Source organism: Streptococcus oralis ATCC 35037, from assembly GCF_900637025.1.
Taxonomy (GTDB): Bacteria; Bacillota; Bacilli; order Lactobacillales; family Streptococcaceae; genus Streptococcus; species Streptococcus oralis.
Genome location: NZ_LR134336.1, coordinates 507,239 through 527,028, shown reverse-complemented (window position 1 = coordinate 527,028; position 19,790 = coordinate 507,239). Strand labels below are relative to the sequence as shown.

At 38.2% G+C, this 19,790-nt stretch carries 13 protein-coding genes and 1 tRNA gene; all 14 read right to left on the bottom strand.

The window, feature by feature from the left end; translation table 11 throughout:
- Nucleotides 1-332: 332 nt before the first annotated feature.
- A complete protein-coding gene (locus EL140_RS02615; RefSeq protein ID WP_000750015.1) occupies nt 333-6,821 on the bottom strand; it encodes a S8 family peptidase in 6,489 nt (2,162 codons plus the stop codon).
- A 429-nt stretch (nt 6,822-7,250) separates the two neighbouring features.
- Nucleotides 7,251-8,036 carry an ABC transporter permease gene (locus EL140_RS02610; protein WP_000760737.1) on the bottom strand — a complete coding sequence of 262 codons (786 nt, stop codon included), beginning with the start codon at nt 8,034-8,036 and terminating at the stop codon, nt 7,251-7,253.
- A 1-nt stretch (nt 8,037) separates the two neighbouring features.
- Nucleotides 8,038-8,856, bottom strand: coding sequence for an ABC transporter permease (locus EL140_RS02605; RefSeq protein WP_000240161.1), 819 nt, complete (start codon nt 8,854-8,856; stop codon nt 8,038-8,040).
- A 1-nt stretch (nt 8,857) separates the two neighbouring features.
- Nucleotides 8,858-9,850, bottom strand: coding sequence for an ABC transporter ATP-binding protein (locus tag EL140_RS02600; RefSeq protein ID WP_001240821.1), 993 nt, complete (start codon nt 9,848-9,850; stop codon nt 8,858-8,860).
- Nucleotides 9,851-10,222: 372 nt separating this feature from the next.
- Nucleotides 10,223-11,155 (bottom strand): alpha/beta hydrolase, encoded by a 933-nt coding sequence (locus EL140_RS02595; protein WP_000698052.1) that lies wholly within the window; start codon nt 11,153-11,155, stop codon nt 10,223-10,225.
- 129 nt (nt 11,156-11,284) lie between these two features.
- The gene (locus EL140_RS02590) at nt 11,285-12,166 is read right to left on the bottom strand and encodes a class II fructose-bisphosphate aldolase (protein ID WP_001018996.1); all 882 of its coding nucleotides are present in this window, start codon (nt 12,164-12,166) and stop codon (nt 11,285-11,287) included.
- A gap of 139 nt (nt 12,167-12,305) precedes the next feature.
- Entirely contained in the window at nt 12,306-13,634 is a 1,329-nt protein-coding gene (gene vncS, locus EL140_RS02585) for a sensor histidine kinase VncS (protein ID WP_000831365.1), read from the bottom strand.
- Entirely contained in the window at nt 13,631-14,287 is a 657-nt protein-coding gene (gene vncR, locus EL140_RS02580; protein WP_000697949.1) for a response regulator transcription factor VncR, read from the bottom strand. Before vncR ends, vncS begins: the two co-directional genes overlap by 4 nt.
- A 142-nt stretch (nt 14,288-14,429) precedes the next feature.
- Nucleotides 14,430-15,809, bottom strand: a complete 1,380-nt coding sequence (vex3, locus tag EL140_RS02575) for an ABC transporter permease subunit Vex3 (RefSeq protein WP_000903000.1) — start codon at nt 15,807-15,809, stop codon at nt 14,430-14,432.
- Between the two features lie 50 nt (nt 15,810-15,859).
- Entirely contained in the window at nt 15,860-16,507 is a 648-nt protein-coding gene (vex2, locus tag EL140_RS02570; protein WP_000173735.1) for an ABC transporter ATP-binding subunit Vex2, read from the bottom strand.
- 12 nt (nt 16,508-16,519) lie between these two features.
- Nucleotides 16,520-17,797, bottom strand: a complete 1,278-nt coding sequence (locus EL140_RS02565) for an ABC transporter permease (RefSeq protein ID WP_001068259.1) — start codon at nt 17,795-17,797, stop codon at nt 16,520-16,522.
- A 392-nt stretch (nt 17,798-18,189) separates the two neighbouring features.
- Nucleotides 18,190-18,275 (bottom strand) — tRNA-Leu (locus EL140_RS02560).
- 80 nt (nt 18,276-18,355) lie between these two features.
- Nucleotides 18,356-18,931: a cysteine hydrolase family protein gene (locus EL140_RS02555; RefSeq protein WP_001029650.1), complete on the bottom strand. Its 576-nt coding sequence runs from the start codon at nt 18,929-18,931 to the stop codon at nt 18,356-18,358.
- The gene (gene codY / locus EL140_RS02550; RefSeq protein WP_000940726.1) at nt 18,931-19,719 is read right to left on the bottom strand and encodes a GTP-sensing pleiotropic transcriptional regulator CodY; all 789 of its coding nucleotides are present in this window, start codon (nt 19,717-19,719) and stop codon (nt 18,931-18,933) included. Before codY ends, EL140_RS02555 begins: the two co-directional genes overlap by 1 nt.
- Between the last annotated feature and the right edge of the window lie 71 nt (nt 19,720-19,790).

Below are 19,790 nucleotides of genomic sequence, written 5' to 3'. Positions count from 1 at the left end.
TTTTAGAAAATCTATGCAAAAAATTCTAAAATGATTAACAGCCTATAGTCCTCTAAAACGGAACGAAAACAAGTACTTGTTAATATATATTATACCACAAAAATATAAATTTTAGTTTTTATTTATAAGCAGGAGACACAGACGTTAAACAGAACCCATCTCCATTAGAAAAAGCCTGTCCTGAGACAAGGCTTTTACATATATCTCTTTTAAATCTCCCATTTTCATAGAAATCTAAATAATATATTTATAAATCAATACTTTCACAAAACTATGTCATCACCTCACTATCTAATCTCAGTACATAAACCATTTTTTCTATAGCTTTTGTCTTAATCTTTATTTTTTCTCTTCATTCCAAGAAAAGCTCCTACTATAAACATGATTCCGGCAGCTAATAGTGTCTGGGCTCCGCTTGCTGTTCCGGTTTTTGGCAACTCATTAGGATTGTTAATAGTTGATTTACTATTGATGTTGGTATTTTTATTAGTTACGTTTCCTTGTTCATTTAGATAAACGTTCTTGTCAATTTCAAAGTTTTTATCATTTTCATCAGAAACAATGCTGTTGACATCATTAGTTGAATCAGATTGTGTTTTTTCTTTCTTTTTGGATACATCAAAAGTAGGTTTATTTTCCTCCTCCTTTTTCTCCTCTATTTTCTTGAATACAGGTTTTATAAAGGTATCTTTTGATAGATTAAGAACATAGCCGGCGTCTTTTTTCCCTTCGAAACCAGAAATTTCCCAACCATCAAATTGGTATCCTTTTTCTAATTCACCCTTATAGACAGGTAACATAAAATCTTCTTCCGACACTATCGTTGAACTCATTTCTTTTCCATTTTGAATGGTCACAGTTACCCTATGAGGTTTTAATTCACTTACCTCTCCCGTGTCTTTATTTAAAATGAATTCTTTTACGGTTGTATTTCTTGCAAAATCTTTTACAACAATCTTAATGTTTAGTGTCTTATCTGTTAGTTGTTTAATATCATCAAATGATTTATATTCTTTTCCATTTACATAAATATGTTGTTCTTGAATCTCACCATCGAATCCATTATTTCTTTTATCATTGATGTTAAAGACTACAGATTTTCCGTTAGCATATTCGATACTAGTATTTCCCTTAGGATCAATGTTTACTTCTGGTTTTACATTATCATATAAAAATTGATAGTGTACTCCAACCGCTTTCGCATTCAAATCGCTATAGCCAGTTTGAAGATAAACATTTCCATCCATATCTGTTACCTTATCTGGAAATCCGTTTGCTTTATAGTCTTTCATTCCCCAGTCCATGATGTCACCGTCTTTAACATTAAGCTTAATGTTAAAATCTCTAGTGTTATCAATGTGTAAATCTCCGTAGATTAAATAATTATCTACAACTGATTCATTAACTCTCAACTCCCAGTTAAAACCACCCTTATCAGAAATCTTACCTCTTAAATAAAATTCTGGATTTCGTACATAAATTTTATTAGATTTAGATGGATTAAAGTAGTTCTTGTCCATTGAAAGATTTACTGGTTTTGCATCAATAAATAACGTAGAGCCATCTTCTTTTATAGCTTCTACATTGGACTTATCCTCTCCAGTGTACTCTTTACCATCCTTACCAAATAATACCAGTTTAGAAGGATCTGTTACAAGATTGCCATCTTTATCGATTGCTTCCCCTTTATCATTCATTTTAAATGTAAACACTTGATACCTTACAATGTTAAAGCCGTCCAAAGCCGACATTAATACTGATTGAGTACTTCTTCCATCTTCAACATTTCTACTATCAGCATAAATTGTTGTTTCTGATAAAACTCTTAGATTAGGATTGGCCTTTTGGATTTTTGCTATATCTTCCTTGTTATAGACTCCATTCCCTTCTAACATATCCGTTTTTCCAGGATTATAGGTAGTCACTTTTAGTACATAGCCTTTTCTCAGAATGATGTTATCCTTTAACAGATATTGTTGTTTTTCTGAATCAGCATAGATTTTACCAGATTCCATTTCAGTTAAATTGTTTGGTTTGTTTTTTGAAAGATCTCCTTCTCCTAATTCTATTACATTCCCATAACTTGATGCATACGGATATTCTGCTTTAGTTTCCTTATTTTTTTCAGGCATTCTAATTTTAGTTTCAGCTTTTATCTGATCATCATCTTTCACAAAGAATCTCATATCTCCTGCAAAAGCTAATCCATCCACAATATCATTAATATTAGCGTATAAATCAAATGTCATCGTTTTTGAATGTGAATCATACTTGGTCGTTTTGATTTCTATCGATTTATAATTATTGCCATAATATACCTTGGCATTTTTAGAAACATTACTGATCTTTCCAAGAATTTCAAAGTGTCCATCTTTAGATGGGTTTAGAATGCCATAAATTTTTGATTTGATTTCATCAAGTTTTTCAGTTTCATATTCTAAGGCACTACCATCGTCATAAGCAATGATATTTCCCTTATCATCGTATTTATAATCGTATTCCTCTATTCTCTTACCAGTTTCACTTGTAAAGTCATCAACTTCTCTAAATTTCTTTTTAATGAGTTTCTTTAAATCTTTGCTTTCAAAGTCTCTAATTGTTGAAATTGTTTTATGAATAGTCAAGCTAGATTTTTCTTCGGTAGCCTCTTCATTTTCTTGATGATGTTCTACTTCAGTTGTATCTTTTTTAAGACTATCCTCTTTTCTATTTTCTAAATTTTTAAATTTAGATTCGGAAATCTCGCCAAGCTTTTGGTATTTAGATGAATCTTGATCAGGATCTACTAGATAATAGGAAATCATCCCATTTTTATCAGCATGATCAGCAAATTTAATTCTATGAATCTTTGTGAAATTGCTAGAACCGTCTAATGCAATCACTTCAATGATTTTGCCCCTTAAATCTCCTGCACCTTTAATTTCATAAATGGTATTTCCGTCTTTGTCAAGTTTCCTATTCCTTCCTTGACCCTCACCTGCATAAGTTACTTCAAGATTTTTCTCAACCTCTCCATCTTCATTAACAAGAGCGGCCCCAGCATACCAAACTTCGTTGGCAATCTCGTCAAATTTTTCAGGATGTTCTTTTTGATCTCTCGCAAATAGCGTTTCATTCTTGTATTGCTCTTTGACCTTGTGATAAGTATCCTTTGTAATCAACTTAATTTTTTCAGGGTTTGAAAAATCAATTGAAACAATCTTTGGAGGGGTGTTATCAATTTTTACAGGAATATAGGAAACCTGCCATGGGTAATCCTTGGTTAATCTATATTTAAATTTATAGAAATATTGGCCTTCCGCAATCGGTTCAAATTGTCCTCGTATCTTAGTAGCAGGATCTTTTTTGTCATTACTTTCTGGGGCATTTTCTTCTCTACCTCTAGGGTTATAAATGAGTCCATCCCATTTCAAATCACCCCAAACTTTTAGCTTAGAAGATTTAATGCCCTTTGCATCATTTCTTTTAGAGTTTAAAATTCCTTTAATAAAGTGTTCTCTCGAAATGACTTTTAAGTCTCTTTGATTTTCTCCTTCTTTATTTGTATTTACTATTGAAATCACTCCTTCTTCTGCACTTCTTAATACAAGTGGAGAAGGCGTTAATCCTCTCTCAAGTTGAGCATCTTGAGGATTTCCATTTGAATCTAAAGGATAAATTTTAGCAATATTAGAACCACTTGATGAGGGTGCGTTGATTCCTTCGTTATTGAAAGCAAATAGTTCTGGATTTTGATCTAGGGATGTTGTATTTTTATCTTTTCTATTTTGGATAACTCCTGCTGGATTAAATTTATCTATACCATGTTCTCCACCGATCCCCTTATTTAAGGTACCTGGAATTTTTGGTTTGCCATCATCATCATAACCTTCCATCGCTTTTGATTTTGACCCTTCTTCCCAGGCCCATTTATCAAGGATTGGTTCGTGGTTCCAATTCCCAGCAAATCCCATTAGAGGCATCGATAGAGATGGTTGGAAATTTGTTTTCTTCCCGTTGGAGTTTAGAGCTTCCATTTCTTCCACTGACTCAAAATGAATAAATGATTCTACAAATTTATTTTTGTTTTTAGCCTCTCCAACATTTATAACCGCATTTAAATCAAAGCTGGAATTTGGACCTATAGTGAAAGTGTCATGCTCAAATGTGATATTTGCTCCTTTGACTTTTTCTGGGTGAATTTCTGGAACAATTTGCTTCCCGTCCGGAGATTTTTCATCTTTATATGTTTCATCGAGTTTTAGCCTATCAGTTAGAGCATCTGTAGTTACAGTTGATGCAGAAACTTTAAAGGTTAAAGGTCTATTTGAGGTATTGTGAAGCTTGATTGTAAAGTATTTTTTATCACCTTTTATTTCTTTAAGAGAAATGGAACCATATGAATTTACCAAACCTTTAGAATCTGTATTTTTGAAAGTCGCTACAACTTCATTTCTCAAAGCATTGGCAACATTAATTAGCCCCGCTCCCTGCTGTCTAGGTGATGCAAAGTATTGACTCTTTTCTTTCCAAGAGGTTGCATCCATCATAGGTCTTGCAGTATTTTGTAGGGCTATTTTTGTAAGACTTGTAAGGTCTATTTTGTCATCTCCCTTAAGATTTTTCAGGACAGGTCTTTCAAGCAATTCCTTTAATTTTGGTCGAATCAAAACAGTAGAAGCTGCTACGATTGGAGTTGCCATGCTAGTTCCTGACATATAACCATAAGTGGATTTACCATTAATAACATTTAGAGTGGATTTAATATTTTTACCAGGTGCTGAAACATCCGGTTTTAAAAGCAAGTCTGTTCTTGGCCCCCAAGATGTAGACCCTGCTGGAACTATAATATCTTCTTTATAAAGTTCTTTGTCTGTGTCAGCTGCAAAATTAAAGTCAATTTCTTTTTCATCACCTACATTTGGTTTATTAGAATTATAGCTTTCCATATCAATTGGATAGTATTGTTCTAAGTTATTTTTAAAATCTTCCTTATTATTTCTTTTGACTTCAGTTTTTTTATCAGGGTTAATCATGTTCCATAATTTTACACCATCATCTCCTGAAATTGAAAATACTTGACTTTTAGTCCCTTCATCCGCTTCATATCCCATAGCTGGAAGCTCTGTCCAATTATCTCTATTGTAGTAATTTACAGTATTTACAACCATAATGGCACGTGCGCCTTTATCCGTAGCTCTTTTAAAAGCATCTTTTAAATCCTTGGTATAAATTCTATCCATTACTGCAATTTTGCCCTTAAGATCCAAGCCTATCAAATCTTGGTCTTGACCTTTGCCTATATATACAAATTTTAATTTATTTGGAGTTTTTGAGCCATCCTCATTTGTTAGGATTTTATTTTTATCGAAAAAAGCACCTATATTTCTGTATTTAAAACTTTGTCCACCTATGTTAACTTTATCAAACTCAATGGTTTGATTTTTAGCAGAAGCGACCGCTATCGCATCTTCATGTGCGGCAGTTCGTGTTACATTTCCAGTATCTGTCATTTTCAGATTATTATTTGCTACTAAATCCCAAGAAGAACTTGAAGCAGAAGTCGCAAAGTTACCTGTAGCAACAACCATTGGGATTCCAGCTTTTCTTAATGCTCTAATAGCCTCCCAATATTTCTCGCCTACAAGACCTGTTCCCGTAAAGCCAGATGATACCGAAACAACATCAACATTGTGTTTGATCGAATCCTCAATAGCATGAAACATTGTTTCATCACCCGCAAACCCAGATCCTGCGTCAGAGTACATTTTATAAGAGAAAATTTGTGCATTAGGCGCAATTCCATCTATGCCATTGAAGTTCTTGATGTCTTTTTCAGTATCATTTCCAGCAAGAATCCCTGCAATGTGCATCCCATGTGGGTCAAAATAATCCCTTCCATCATCATATTTTTCTACAGTGATTTTACCACCATTATAATAATTGAACGCATGAGGGATTTTATCACTCAACCAATAATTTTTATCAGTACCTTTTAAGTCTTCTTTTTTAAATTTCATTGAGTCTTTGGCATCATCATCGATCCTCATAGCCTTATGCCTATAATCTGTTCCAGTATCGATATTTGAAATGACCATACCTCTACCATCAAAATTTTTCCCAAATGGAGCATTAATAGACTTTAGGTAATCAATAGCTTCCTCAACTCCAATTTCCTTTCTGGCATGATTCATCATTGGTTGGACTTTTTGTGATCGTTCAACCGACGAAACACCTTCTATTTGTTTAATTTTGTCCAAATTATCTGGAGTTGTTTCAATGGCAGCGCCATTAAAAATCGTATTATAGGTATACAAAACTTTTGTATCCTTCAGATTGGATAGTTCCTTAATTACTTTTTCTCCAGATTCTTTATCTTTAAATTCAGCAATATAGACAAGTTTATCTTCTTTTTTAGGATTTTCTGTATCTTTATTTACAAATGAGTTCGCATCATCTCCTTTGGATTGATTGGAGTCTTCTTTGATACTTGCTCCTTCGTTACTAGTTTTTTTGTCTATCTTAGGCTTTCTACTAACAACTTCTTTTTCCTCAATAACTGTTGTCTTCTTCTCCTCAGTATCCTTTGAAGTTTCTATAACATTATGAAGTTCTTCAGATTGTTCATTTTTTTCTGTTTCTTTATCTGCTACTACTTTTTCTTTACCAGAAATTTTTAAAGCATCTTCAGAACTAGGTGCATCTGCTACTACTTTTTCTTTATCAGAAATTCTTAAAGCATCTTCAGAACTAGGTGCATCTGCTAAAATTACCTCATTGGGGGCATATGCTGCTAAAATAACTGCAGCAGTAGTTAATGACAATACCGTACTTTTTTTCATTATAATTCCTTCATTTTTTATTTTAAACCCAATAGATAGAAAACTTTAACCTTGCTAGCCTTTGTTATAAAAAGTTTTATGACGTATTATCTAGTGGGATAGAGTAGTACATTTATATATAATTGTTAGCTCTCTGAAAAATAGTATATCAATTAAAAAATTTTAAGTCAAGAAAAATTAACACGCATTAATTTTTTTTTTAATGTACATTAAAAAATATAAACCCAAAACTTTCGTAGTTAACTGGGATACATTATCAGCACATTCACACCATCAAAAATAGTAGCAATTAACTGGAATAACTACCAAAATCGCAAAAAGGGGTATGGATAGAATTCGTGCCTTAATAAACATGCAAAAACAACCGCAATAATTTTCAACGGTTGTTTGTAACATATTTAATTTTTAACTCTCATTCTATTTTATCTCTTAAGAACCCGCACTTTCGTAGGCATCTAAGCCCTTGTCCCATAGTTTCAAAGAAATGACAAAGAAGACAAGGGAAATCAACATCAAACCACCGATGTTAAAGAGCCCGTCTTTGTCCTGCAAGAAATAGCTGGCAGGATAGTAGGCCGTAAAGGCGAAAGGCACGATAAAGCTAATCAACCAACGAAGAAGCGAATTGTAAATAGAAATCGGATACTTGGCAAAATCATTAAACATATAGAAAATGTAAATCATGGCGCCTGACTGCTTGGTCCAAAAGGCGATACTGGCAGTCGCGATTTTCAAGGAAGTATAAATCAAGGTCGCAAAAGGAATGCAGACTAGGAAAAGCAAGAATTTGGGAAGAGTCCAAGCAATACTTGATACTGTTGTCCCTAGTAAAATGCCACCGACCAATAGTTCACCCAAGGCATCAATCTGAAAGGTCTCAACCAGAATGTGAAAAAGAGGATTGATAGGACGAGTTAGATACTTGTCAAACTCTCCCTTTCGGACTAAGCGTTGTCCCAGTGCCCAAAGATTATCAAAAAAGAGATGGTCCAGTCCCTTGGGAATTAAGGAAAATCCATAGATAAAGGCAATCTCTTGGAAGGTCCAGCCTTCTAAGGATGGAATGTGTTGAAAGATGACATTGAGAAACAAGAGGTTCAGGCCTTGAGTCAGAAAAACTCCAAGGACACCAACCACAAAATCAACCTTGTACTCCATGATTTGCTTGATGTATTGTCTGATAAAAATCAGATGCATGCGTTGATATTTTTTCATACTAACCTCCTTGAATAGTGATAAATGACTGGACTCGTTTCCAAATCAACTGAGACAAGCCCACCATCACTAAGAGCCAGAAAAACTGTAGCAAGATGGCCTGAAGAATCTGACTAGCATCGTATTTCCCAACAATGATCATGACCGGAGTGTAGATCAAGGATGAGAAAGGCAAGAAGGAGAGAATATCTGAAACAAGCTTTGGAAAGAAAGCCAAGGGAATCAGACTTCCAGACATAAAGGCCACTATGGAAGTCTTGAGTAGATTGGAACCCCAAAGATTTTTAAACACAAAGGCTGAAAACCCAAAGCAGATATTAAAGAAAAAGTTAATCAGGTAGGCCAGCATCAAGCTAAAGAGATAAAGGATAGTTAATCCCAACACTTCTACAATACCTTGCCCAGATAAGATTTTCATCAACACAATGACACTTAAAAATGGCAGGCCAACAGAGATAAAAATCAACCACTTGGACCCAAGCTCCGTAAAGAGGTAAGAAGCCGCAAAATGCACTGGTCGCAGCAAGCGCATGATAATGGATCCGTCCTTGACCTCATCACCAATCATAAAGGAGCTATCTGACCTGGTCAAAAGATTAGTCACAAAACTCATAATGATGTAGAGGGTGATATCTGCCATACTAAAACCCTGAATCAAAGACTCTTGCGAAGAATCAAAGACAGCCTTCCAGAGATAAAAAGCGACAAAAGCCCCCATGACATCGCCAATCCGATAGAGAATAAAGTTGACTCGATAGGTGATCAACTCCTGAACACCTGCATTGATAAAGGGTTTATAACGTCTCCACAATTTGACCATCTTAGAGCTCCTTTCGATAGAAGCGACGGATAATATCCTCAATATCCGTATCCAGCATCTTCAAATCGCGAATTTCAAAATCAGACAGGGTTTGCTTGATAATCTCAGCCGACTGGTAGCGGGAACTATCGAATTCAATATTGAGACTGTTTCCTTGTCTATCAATGGTCATATCAGGCAAGCCTTCATAATGAGAGACGAGATGACTTTGACCTGGCGTCAGCTCAAAGGAAAGAGTCTTCATCTTGCCAAAGGTCTCCTTGAGCTGGCTAACCGTTCCATCAAAAATCTCTTGCCCCTTATCAATCATAAAAATTCGATCACAAAGCTGCTCAATGTCGCTCAGGTCATGAGTGGTCAAGAGAATGGTTGTTGCTTCCTCTTGATTGATCTGAGTAATGGCCCGACGAATGTTATCCTTGACCGAAACGTCCAAACCAATGGTCGGCTCATCTAAAAAGAGAACTTTAGGATTGTGAAGCAAGGAAGCCGCAATATCCGCCCGCATCCGTTGACCTAGTGAAAGAGTCCGCACGGGGTCCTTGATAAAGTCCTTCAAATCCAAGACTTCATTTAAAAAATCCATGCGTTTATGAAAGAGCGAGTCTGGCACATCGTAAATCTCTTTCAAGACCGTGTAAGTCTCTTGCAGAGCCAAATCCCACCATAGCTGGGTGCGTTGTCCAAAAACAACTCCAATATCCTTGACATAATCTTGACGATTGTCCTGCGGAATCTTGCCATTAATCCGACAAAAACCAGATGTCGGTTTCAAAATTCCTGTCAGCATTTTGATGGTTGTCGACTTCCCAGCACCATTTGCTCCGATAAAGCCTAAAATTTGGCCTTTTGGAACTTCAAAGGTCAAATCTTTAACCGCTTCAAAGGTCTGCTTTTCAGGATAAATAAAGGAGCGCAAAGCCCCCTTTAACCCCGGTTCCTTTACTGTCTTCACAAAATTTTTCTGAAGATGTTCCACTTCTATCATTGCCATATCTATCTCCCTATCGCAAGGAATAGCAACATTGTGTTTTTGACTACAAACATTCTAAATCCTTACTTTCTACACCTTCTACATTTTATTATTACAGAAGGCTTTATACCAACCTATTATAGTCCAATAAAAAATGGAATGCAAGCGTTTGCCTATGGATTATGAAATTAGAAATTTCACTCTTAAAATAATAGTTTTAATCAAAAATTCTGGTTTCATCGTTTCCTTATAATACAAAGAAAACCTGCCCAGAAGGGCAGGTTTGTTGGTAAGAAAAAGAATTTTTTTACCGAAAAAATTTACGATTCTACTGTTAATCCTTCATTATTTAATTAGAGTCATCAGTCTAAAATTAAAAAAATCTCTAAACCATCAATTACTCTTTAAAAAATCTTCAATCTGCGAAACTATTTCATGACTTTGATAATGATAGAGATCGTGTGGCGCATCCATATAGACGACTTGAACATTAGACTGGTCGCTTGCAAATCTCTCTGCATAACGTTGCCACTCAAATTGGCTAAAACCAGTGCCTTTTCCGTTAGACACCAGTAGTAAGGTGGGAATTTTCGGATTAATGTTTGAGGGAACTTTCTTGGCATTTTCCTTTACCGTTTGGGATTCATGAAGCATAGCTTGTGACATCAACTGCTTATAAGCTAGAAGTTTATATTGTTTTCGTTCACTCTCGGTCAGAGTTTGATTTTTTATATAAAAGGATTCAGGGAAATAACGTAATAACCCAATCTTACTGCTCCAATATGCCACAGTGAGCAAGGCCTGATTATCCTTTAAATTCTCATAACTTGACGGCAGTGCCCAATCCAGACCAATCAAGGCTTTCACTTCATCAGGATACTTCTCTTGCCAAGCCAAACTCTCTAGACTAGCCATGGAATGAGATAGAATGATAAACGGCCCTGTGATATTTGCTTGCGAAAGTGCTTGGCGAGTCTCAGACAAAACCTCCATCACATCTCTTGAATGATTGCTATCATCACTATAACCATATCCCACCCGCTCCACGATAACTACCTTATACCGTTTCGATAAGGATTCCGATACTTCTTTAAAATCCAATATAGGAGAAGCAATACCAGCACCTGAGAGAACTACTATAGTCTCAGGACCATCCCCCTCAACATAAACATTTATTTGATGTCCATTGACGAGAACTTGTTGCCCAATAGGTGTCAGTGAGGCTTCTTCCTTTTCCAAACAGATACGGTGAAAGATGAATGTAGCGAGTAAAAACAAAAGAAGCAAACTAATGAAGCCAAAACACCATTTTTTCAGTATTTTCATAGCATTATTGTACAAAAAATAGAACCTTTTAGCAACTTAAGATTGGTTCTTCTACAGTATATTGGCTATATATTCACAAACCAAAAAACCCACCCAATGGGCAGGTTTCATCTGTATTGTTCAGCTAGATTATGCTTTACCTTCTGAACCGAATACGTCGATACGTTCTTCAACTGATGCTTGGATAGCTTTTACACCGTCAGCCAAGAATTTACGTGGGTCGAAGAGTTTCTTCTTGTCGTATTCAGCTTCGTTTGCTTCGTAGTCACGAGCAAATTTACGAGTTGCGTTAGCGAATGCGATTTGGCATTCAGTGTTAACGTTAACCTTCGCAACACCAAGTTTGATAGCTGCTTGGATTTGCTCATCAGGAATACCTGATCCACCGTGCAATACGATTGGGAAGCCTGGAAGAGCTTCAGTCAATTTCTTCAAGTGGTCAAGGTCAAGACCTTCCCAGTTTGCTGGGTATGGACCGTGGATGTTACCGATACCAGCTGCCAAGAAGTCAATACCAGTTGCAACCATTGCTTTAGCGTCTTCGATTGGAGCCAATTCACCTTTACCGATGATACCGTCTTCTTCACCACCAATAGTACCAACTTCAGCTTCTACTGAGATACCTTTAGCGTGTGCTTTTTCAACAACGTCTTTAGCCAATTTAAGGTTTTCTTCAACTGGAAGGTGTGAACCGTCAAACATGATTGAAGTGTAACCAACTTCGATACACTCAAGTGCATCTTCGTAGTGACCGTGGTCAAGGTGGATAGCTACTGGTACAGTAATACCCATTGACTCAACAAGGTTAGCGATCAAGTTGCGAGCAACTTTGTAACCACCCATGTATTTAGCAGCACCCATTGAAGTTTGGATCAAAACTGGAGCTTTTTTAGCTTCTGCTGCACGCAAGATAGCTTGAGTCCACTCAAGGTTGTTTGTGTTAAATCCACCAACTGCATAACCGTTGTCACGAGCTGCTTGGACAAATTTTTCTGCTGAAACGATTGCCATTTGTCAGGCCTCCTATATATTTTTTGGGACATCCCATTTACATTGTTCATTTTATCACTTTTTGACAAAAAAAGCTAGTTTTTCCCATACTTTAGATTGAATTTCTTCCAACTCAATCAATGTAAACCCTTTCTTTCCCTTAGTCTTGATCGACTTTAGGATAAGACATGAAGAAGGTCAAACGATCATCTTGCATCTCAAAATGATAAGGTAATTTCTCGTGTTCTAATAAACTTTTGACCACAAAGAGCCCCATTCCTGAACCCTTGGCCTTGCGACTAGCATTGCCAGAAAAAGACTGAGCCAATTTTTCTTGTTCTTCAGGACTACAGCTATTCTCGATAAAGAGTTCTCCTTCTCTATCGCCAATGCGGACCAGGCCACCTGAAGTGGAGTGCTTGATAGCATTGCTGATGAGATTCGATAGAATCAACTTCATGACAGATGGGTTTATGTAAGCCTGCTGATGGGACAAGCTAATGTCTATCTGAACTTTTCTTTCCTTGGCTAGTAAAGTATAATCCTTAACCAGAGTTTGCGTCATTTGGAGTAGGTCGATGTTTTCCTTCTCCTCTCGCAATTCCTGGACCGAAGAAAGAGAAAGTATCTGAAGAACGTGGTGACTGAGGTCATCCACAATCCCCAAGGCAACTCCCAGATAGTGGTCTCTATCTTTATAACGACCGATATTTTCTTTCATATTTTCGATTAGGATTTTGAGACTAGCCAGAGGTGTTTTCAATTCATGAGAGGCCCCTCGTAGGAATTCAACCTTCATTTTTTCTAACTGGAGAATGGCTTCATTCTTGTCATGCAAGTCCGCAATGACAGTCAAAAGATGCTGGTAAAGGCTATTGATTTGTTCCTTAAGATCACCGATCTCATCCTTAGAGTCCACGCGCAACCGCACTTGAGCATCCAGGTCCATCATCCGACGGGTCACCCGCTTGATTTCCAAGATCGGCGCAACAATGGTCCGAGCATAGATGTAGGCCACCAAGAGGGAAATCAGAAAGGATGCCAGTAAGGTATAGGGGAGAAACTGGAGACTAATCTGCTCCGCTTCCTTTTGCAGGTCCATCGAAGCTAGAAATTGAAGTGTCATAGTGCTACCATCTTGGGTTGTCACCTCACGCTCCTCGATAAAGAGAGAGGTGGTCTGGCGATTCGTGTCCAGAGGAAGATTGTCCTTGACCTCCAACTTGTCCTCGGTCATCTCTCCCTTAACAGCCCCCTTGATATCACTAGTCTGGGAATACAAGTCCAACACTTGCTCGATACTCTGCCTATCTTTCCCTTCTAGGGACTGGGCAATGGCTGTCGCTTTCTGGCCAATGGTTTCCTGACGATGACTTAGATAAGTTGATGGAAAGAGAAAATAAATGGCTAAATGAAGACAAATAACCAGAACACTAAAAATCGAGAAGGTATAGATAAATATTTTAGTAAATAGACCTGTTCGTTTCATTTTCGCTCCAATTTATAACCAACATTACGCACAGTGAGGATACAATCCAAGTCTAGCTTTTTCCGCAGTTCCTTGATGTAAACATCAATAACACGGTCAAAAGGCACCTCATCTGTCACCTTCCAGACAGCATCGATTATCTGAGATCGAGTCAAGGCCCGTCCTTCATTTTTCACCAGATAGTCCAAAATTTCTAACTCTTTAGCATTGATAGCCACTTCCTCGCCTGCTAGGCTTGCACTGTAGCTCTCAAAGTCCACCTTGGTATTCTTATAGGAGAAGATTCGTCCCGTATCGTAGTAGCGCTTGAAAATCGCATCTACTCTCACTTTTAAAAGGGAGAGTGAGAAGGGCTTTTCCAGATAGCCATCTGCCAGAGAAGCAAAGGCACTCATCTTGTATTCTTCATCCTGAAAGGCAGTCAACATCAAGACAGGAACCTGACTGGTTTTACGAATCTCAGCTAGGACTTCTAAACCATTGAGCTTGGGCATCTGGATATCCAGTAAAACTAGTGCTACTTCATAGCTGGAAAATTGTTCTAGAGCTTCCTCACCGTCCGCAGCCTGAATGGTCTCATAACCACAATCCGTCAAATAGTCACTGATCCCCTCACGGATCATCTCTTCATCTTCTACAATTAAAATTTTCATAGAAAAAACGTTTCACATTCCTTTAAATTTCTTGTAAATCTTCTCTGTTTCATCCTGATAGGTAGAGTCCTTATCAAGATGAAATAGATAAAAATGCTACCTATATTATACCCCATTTAGGGGAGAATAGGTAGCAAGTTTTTTATTCACTATCGAGCAAGAGCTCTTTTGGTTGTTTTCTAAGGAGATTGCTTGAGGCAAGCGCCATAACGAGAACCACTAGAACCAGAGCAAGGACAAAGACGATGATGAAGTCTGATGTCTGAATGGAAATGTCTAGGCTCGACAAGGTCTTGCTAAAGCCATCTACTTCTGCACCACCACCAAGATTAGAGGCTTGAGCAGCCTTGCTGGCTTGCTTGGCAACACCTGAAGTGACATTGGCAAGAACAGTATTTCCGATGGCACGGGCTGTGTAGTTGGCTAGGAAGTAAGCCGAAACAAGAGCAGGAATGGCAATCAAAATCGATTCGGTGATGAATTGCCCCAAGATACTTGCCTGCTTGAGACCGATAGAGAGGAGAATTCCCACTTCCTTGCGACGAGCATTGATCCAAAGACTGAGCAAGAGTGCAAGGAGAAGAACTGAGAAGCTCAAGCTACCCCAGAAGAGGAGGTTGGCCATCTTGTACATACCAGAGATGGATTGCTCTAGAGCTGGGTAGTTAGAGGAGCTCTTCACAAGTGTGTAGCTCTTCCAGTTAATACCACTGATACCATTCAACTCTTTCATGACGTCATCCAAGTTCTTGTCTGCTGTTACAAAGAAGGTTGCGTCCCCATAAATAGCTGTGTCTTCTGTGTATCCATAAAGTTTTGCAGCAGTGTGAATGTCTGTGATAGCTGTGTTTTCGTAGAGTTCTTGTGAGTAGGTTACTGCTGACTTATTGTGACCATCAAAGAGTCCCTTAATTGTCACTTCGACTGTTTCCTTGGCACCTTTTTCATTGTCTGCATCGTAGACATTGGAATCCAGTTTAACCTTGTCCCCTACTTTCCAGCCGTGTTTGGCTGCCAAGTCCTTGTGCAAGAGGATTTTGTCCTTGTCGTCGTTGGTTAGGTGCTCACCTTCAACCAGCTTATATGAGCCAGAGACAAACTTATCTTCTTTTGAGGAGTCATTGACACCTGTAATCATCAAACTACTTCCAAACCGTTTGGCACGGTCTGCGGTGAGATTTTTCTTGGTTTCTGGCGTTTCGATAAGGTCATATCCAGTCAAATCTCCGATAGCATTGATACGTTTAACATAAGACTCGATGGCCTTGTTTTCGGTGATTTTTTTGATGTCCTCACCCTTGATATTCCCAGAACCTCGAGGCGTTCCTTGATTGACGCGTCGATTGATTTGCATGGAGAAGCTATTGGTGATATTTTTAAAGGTCTCCTGAGAAGCCTTGGCTGTAGCTCCCTTGATCGACAAACCGACCAAACTCAAGCTCGCCATGAGGAGAATAATCAGGAAGATAACAATCGATTTGAAAAACTTCCTTGTAACATAGGCAAATGCGTTGTGTAACATAGGTTCCCTTTCTAGATTTGATTTCATAATTCTATCAAAACAAGCTCATATTATTTAGTAGTATTGCGAGTTTCAGTCAGTTTCTTGTCCTTCAACTCAAGTGTAATATCTGACGCTTGCGCCACTTCTTTACTGTGCGTAACGACGATGACACATTTACCTGTTTTCTCGGCAAGTGATTTGAGCAGTTCGATAATATCTCCAGCAGTTTTAGGGTCCAGATTTCCTGTTGGCTCATCAGCTAGAATAACTGGAGCTTCTGATACCAAACTGCGAGCAATAGCAACACGTTGCTGTTGACCACCTGATAACTGGAGAACGTTCCGCTTGATCTGACTTTCATCCAAACCAAGTTCAAGAAGAGTATCCTTGCTGGCTTTTTTGTTGACCAAGCGGATATTTTCCAGCGGAGAAAGATAATCTATCAAGTTATAATTTTGAAAGACCAAGGAAATATGGTGCATGCGATGGTATGAATACCCCTTGTTCCGAATGTCCTCTCCTTGGAAAAGGATAGAACCTTCAACAGGACTATCTAGACCAGCCAGTAGGGACAAGAGAGTGGATTTTCCTGCTCCTGACTCACCAATGATACTATAAAATTTTCCGGGTTCAAAATTATACTTGATCTGATATAAAACTGCTTCAGCAGTGTTCTTATAACGGTAGGTAACATCTTGCAATTGTAATAAAGTCATGATTTCTCCTTCTTAACTAATAGATGATAAAATTTCTTTCGGCGATTTTCTAAATAAGAATAGGAAACAAAGGGCTACTGATAAGCAACCAATCAGGAGCAGAAAGACATAGGATTCTGCAAAGGATAGGAGACTGGTTGATAGACCACTTGCTTTGGCCAGCGTGTCCTGTAAGGTTGCCTGATCTCCACTGGCTAGTACAGTTTGGAGTAGATAGGATGTGATGGCATTTCCTGCAACAAATGCTGGAAGCAAAGCTCCAAGAGATACCAAAACTACCTCTAAACAGAACTGGAGGAAGATTGAGATCTTGCTTTTTCCAAGTGCGAGTAGAATCCCCACTTCGTAGACCCTTTCTCTCAACCAGAGGGACAAGACCAAAATTAAGGCTCCAGCTCCAGCTATCAACATCCCATAAAGGAAGATGGTCAGGAAGGTTTGGAAGGTTGCAACTGAGTCTTTGATTTGTTCAAAGGCCTTGTTTTCCTTCTCAACTTGGTAACCTTGACTTTCCAAAGCCAAGCTTTCCACCTGCTTCATGAGTCCGTCCATTTCCTTAGGATTTTCTACATAGAAGCGCGCTGCACTGACTTGAGCTTCACTATTTCCCAGAAGGGTTTGGCTACTTTCATAGTCTGTAAAGACTTGGTTTTCACTGAAGTCGGAAGACAAGCCTGTAAATTTCTCTTGTTTTTTACCAGAAAAGATCCCAACAATTTCAAACTCAACTGTCTGTCCTTTTCCAGATTCTGACTGTCCAGCATCCAAGCGAATCTTGTCATGAAGCAAAAGACCGTTCTTCTTAGCCAACTCTTCGTGGATCAGGATTTTCTTGGAATCCCCTTTTTGAAGGTGTCGCCCTTCTTTAAGATTGAAAGCCGAACTGGTAAAGGTGACATCCTTGGATGAATCCTCAAGAGCCGTTAAGCTAACCAAGTTCTTGTCTGATGCTGACAAATCATCACGTTCTACGCTCTGCTCACCACTCACCGCTTCCTTGTCTTTCAGTTTTGCGACCGTTTCGAGTTCAGGAGAGACATTTTCCAGTCCCTTAATCTTGCTCACGGATGCTAGGTCAGACAACTTGAAGGTCTGTCCATTTTCTATCTTTTTGATAGAAAAAGATGTGTTGAGTGATTTGTAAAGATTGCTTTCTACTGTTTTGTTGGACTTCATCAGAGTCAAACAGGCTGAAATTCCTGCTAAAAGGACAAATAAAATCAGAAATAAAATAAAACTTCTCAGTCGTTTTCTGCTGACATAAGCCCAAGCTCTTTGGATTGGATTCATTTGTCACCTCCATATTTGTAAGACTATTATAAAATCCAAATATGAAATGTTTATGAAATCGAAAAATTTTTTGATTTATTTTTTGAAAAAACAAAAAAGCTAGCAAACGCTAACTTTCCTTCTTATATAAGGAGAAATAGTACCAATCAAAAATCTACTTCATTTTAAAAATGATAATCACGTCTTTCTGATTAGTATTTTTCCATTTCCTAAGTTCTTCATTTTCTGACTAGTTTTTGAGGATATTCTTGATAGAATGAATTGGAAAACTCAGTTTAAATGTTCTGATACAATGATTGTTCTTAATGCCAATATTTTTCGATATAGGAAACGTAACCTCTAGTCTTCTTTGTAAAAACAAAAAGAGCTAGCCAAAGCTAACTCTTACCCTATGCGGAGAGAGGGACTTGAACCCTCACGACCTAAAGCGGTCACAGGATCCTTAGTCCTGCGCGTCTGCCAATTCCGCCATCCCCGCGTCGATTACTTTACTAGTATATCAACTTTCAAAATCTTTGTCAACACTTTTTTCAGATTTTTTTCATTTTTCCAACAGGCTTATAGTTCAATTTCAGCAAGGTTTTCATCCAGTAATTTTGCTCCCAATGTGTTCTTAAAATGCCCAAGAGCAAACTGATGATTTTCCGGCCAAATAGAGGCGACTGCAGGCTTGACAATCTCGATTTGATAACCTAAATTATAGGCATCAATAGCCGTATGAAGGACGCAAATGTCAGTCAGGACTCCAGTTAGGATGACTGTATCAACCCGACGTTCCCGCAAACGGATATCCAGGTCCGTTCCTGAAAATGCTGAATAGTGACGCTTATCCATCCAAAAGACGCGACTATCCGCCTCATGCTCAGCATAAAAGTCAGCTAGGGGGCCATAAAGGTTACGCCCACTAGTTCCGATGATGTTGTGTGGTGGAAAGAGCTTGCTTTCTGGGTGGAATGTATCCTTCTCCTCATGAGCATCAATGGTGAAAAAGACATAGTCTCCACGTTCAAAAGCTAATCTGGTTGCCTGATCAATGGCTTTTGATATTGCTTGAGCAGGTGCTCCAGCAGTTAGCTTTCCATGGTCTGCTACGAAATCCTCTGTATAGTCGATCGAGATTAAAGCCTTTGCCATTAGTAGTCCCTCTTTTTCACTTCCTCAAAGATATCTGAAATCAATACCTTGAGATAGGTTCCCTTCATTCCTAGTGAACGGCTTTCAATGATTCCTGCCGACTCTAGCTTACGGAGAGCATTGACGATTACTGAGCGCGTAATGCCAATACGGTCTGCAATAACAGACGCAGTCAGCTGTCCTTCATTTCCATCCAATTCAGCTAAAATAGCTGATACGGCACGCAGTTCTGAATAGGAAAGGGTGTTGACCGCCATGGTAACAGCCGTACGACGGCGAATATTCTTTTCATCTTCTTCACGTTGGAAGTTCAATAGTTGAATTCCCACAACCGTGCTCGCAATCTCGACAAGGATCAAATCTTCATCTTCAAATTTCTTATCATTGCGCCAAATGATTAACGAACCTAGGCGAATCCCTGATACATGAATCGGAGCAATAGTTGTCAACCCATCTGGAAAGTCCGCACGGCTCTCCACAGGGAAAATGGTCAAATCATGTTCAACAGGAAGATTTGCTTCCGTATCATAAATCATGTTCGCCCCTTGTACATAGACCTCAGGGAAGGTTTTGGTTTGGAAGAATTGTTCTACACGGTCATTATTGGTCTTATAACGCATAAAGTAGCCCAAGAGACGTCCCTTGTTATTCACAATACAAGCGTTACAGTCAATAATATCAGCTAACTGGCGTGTGATCGCATTGTAAGGAAGTTCATCTTGGAGTTGCTCCTCAGAGCGCTTTAGAATAGACGTGATTTTTCTTGTTTTTTCTAATAAATGTGCCATTTTTTACCTCGCATATAATCGCTTCCATTATAACATAGAAAAGTCTTTATTTCAATAATTATCTGAAAATT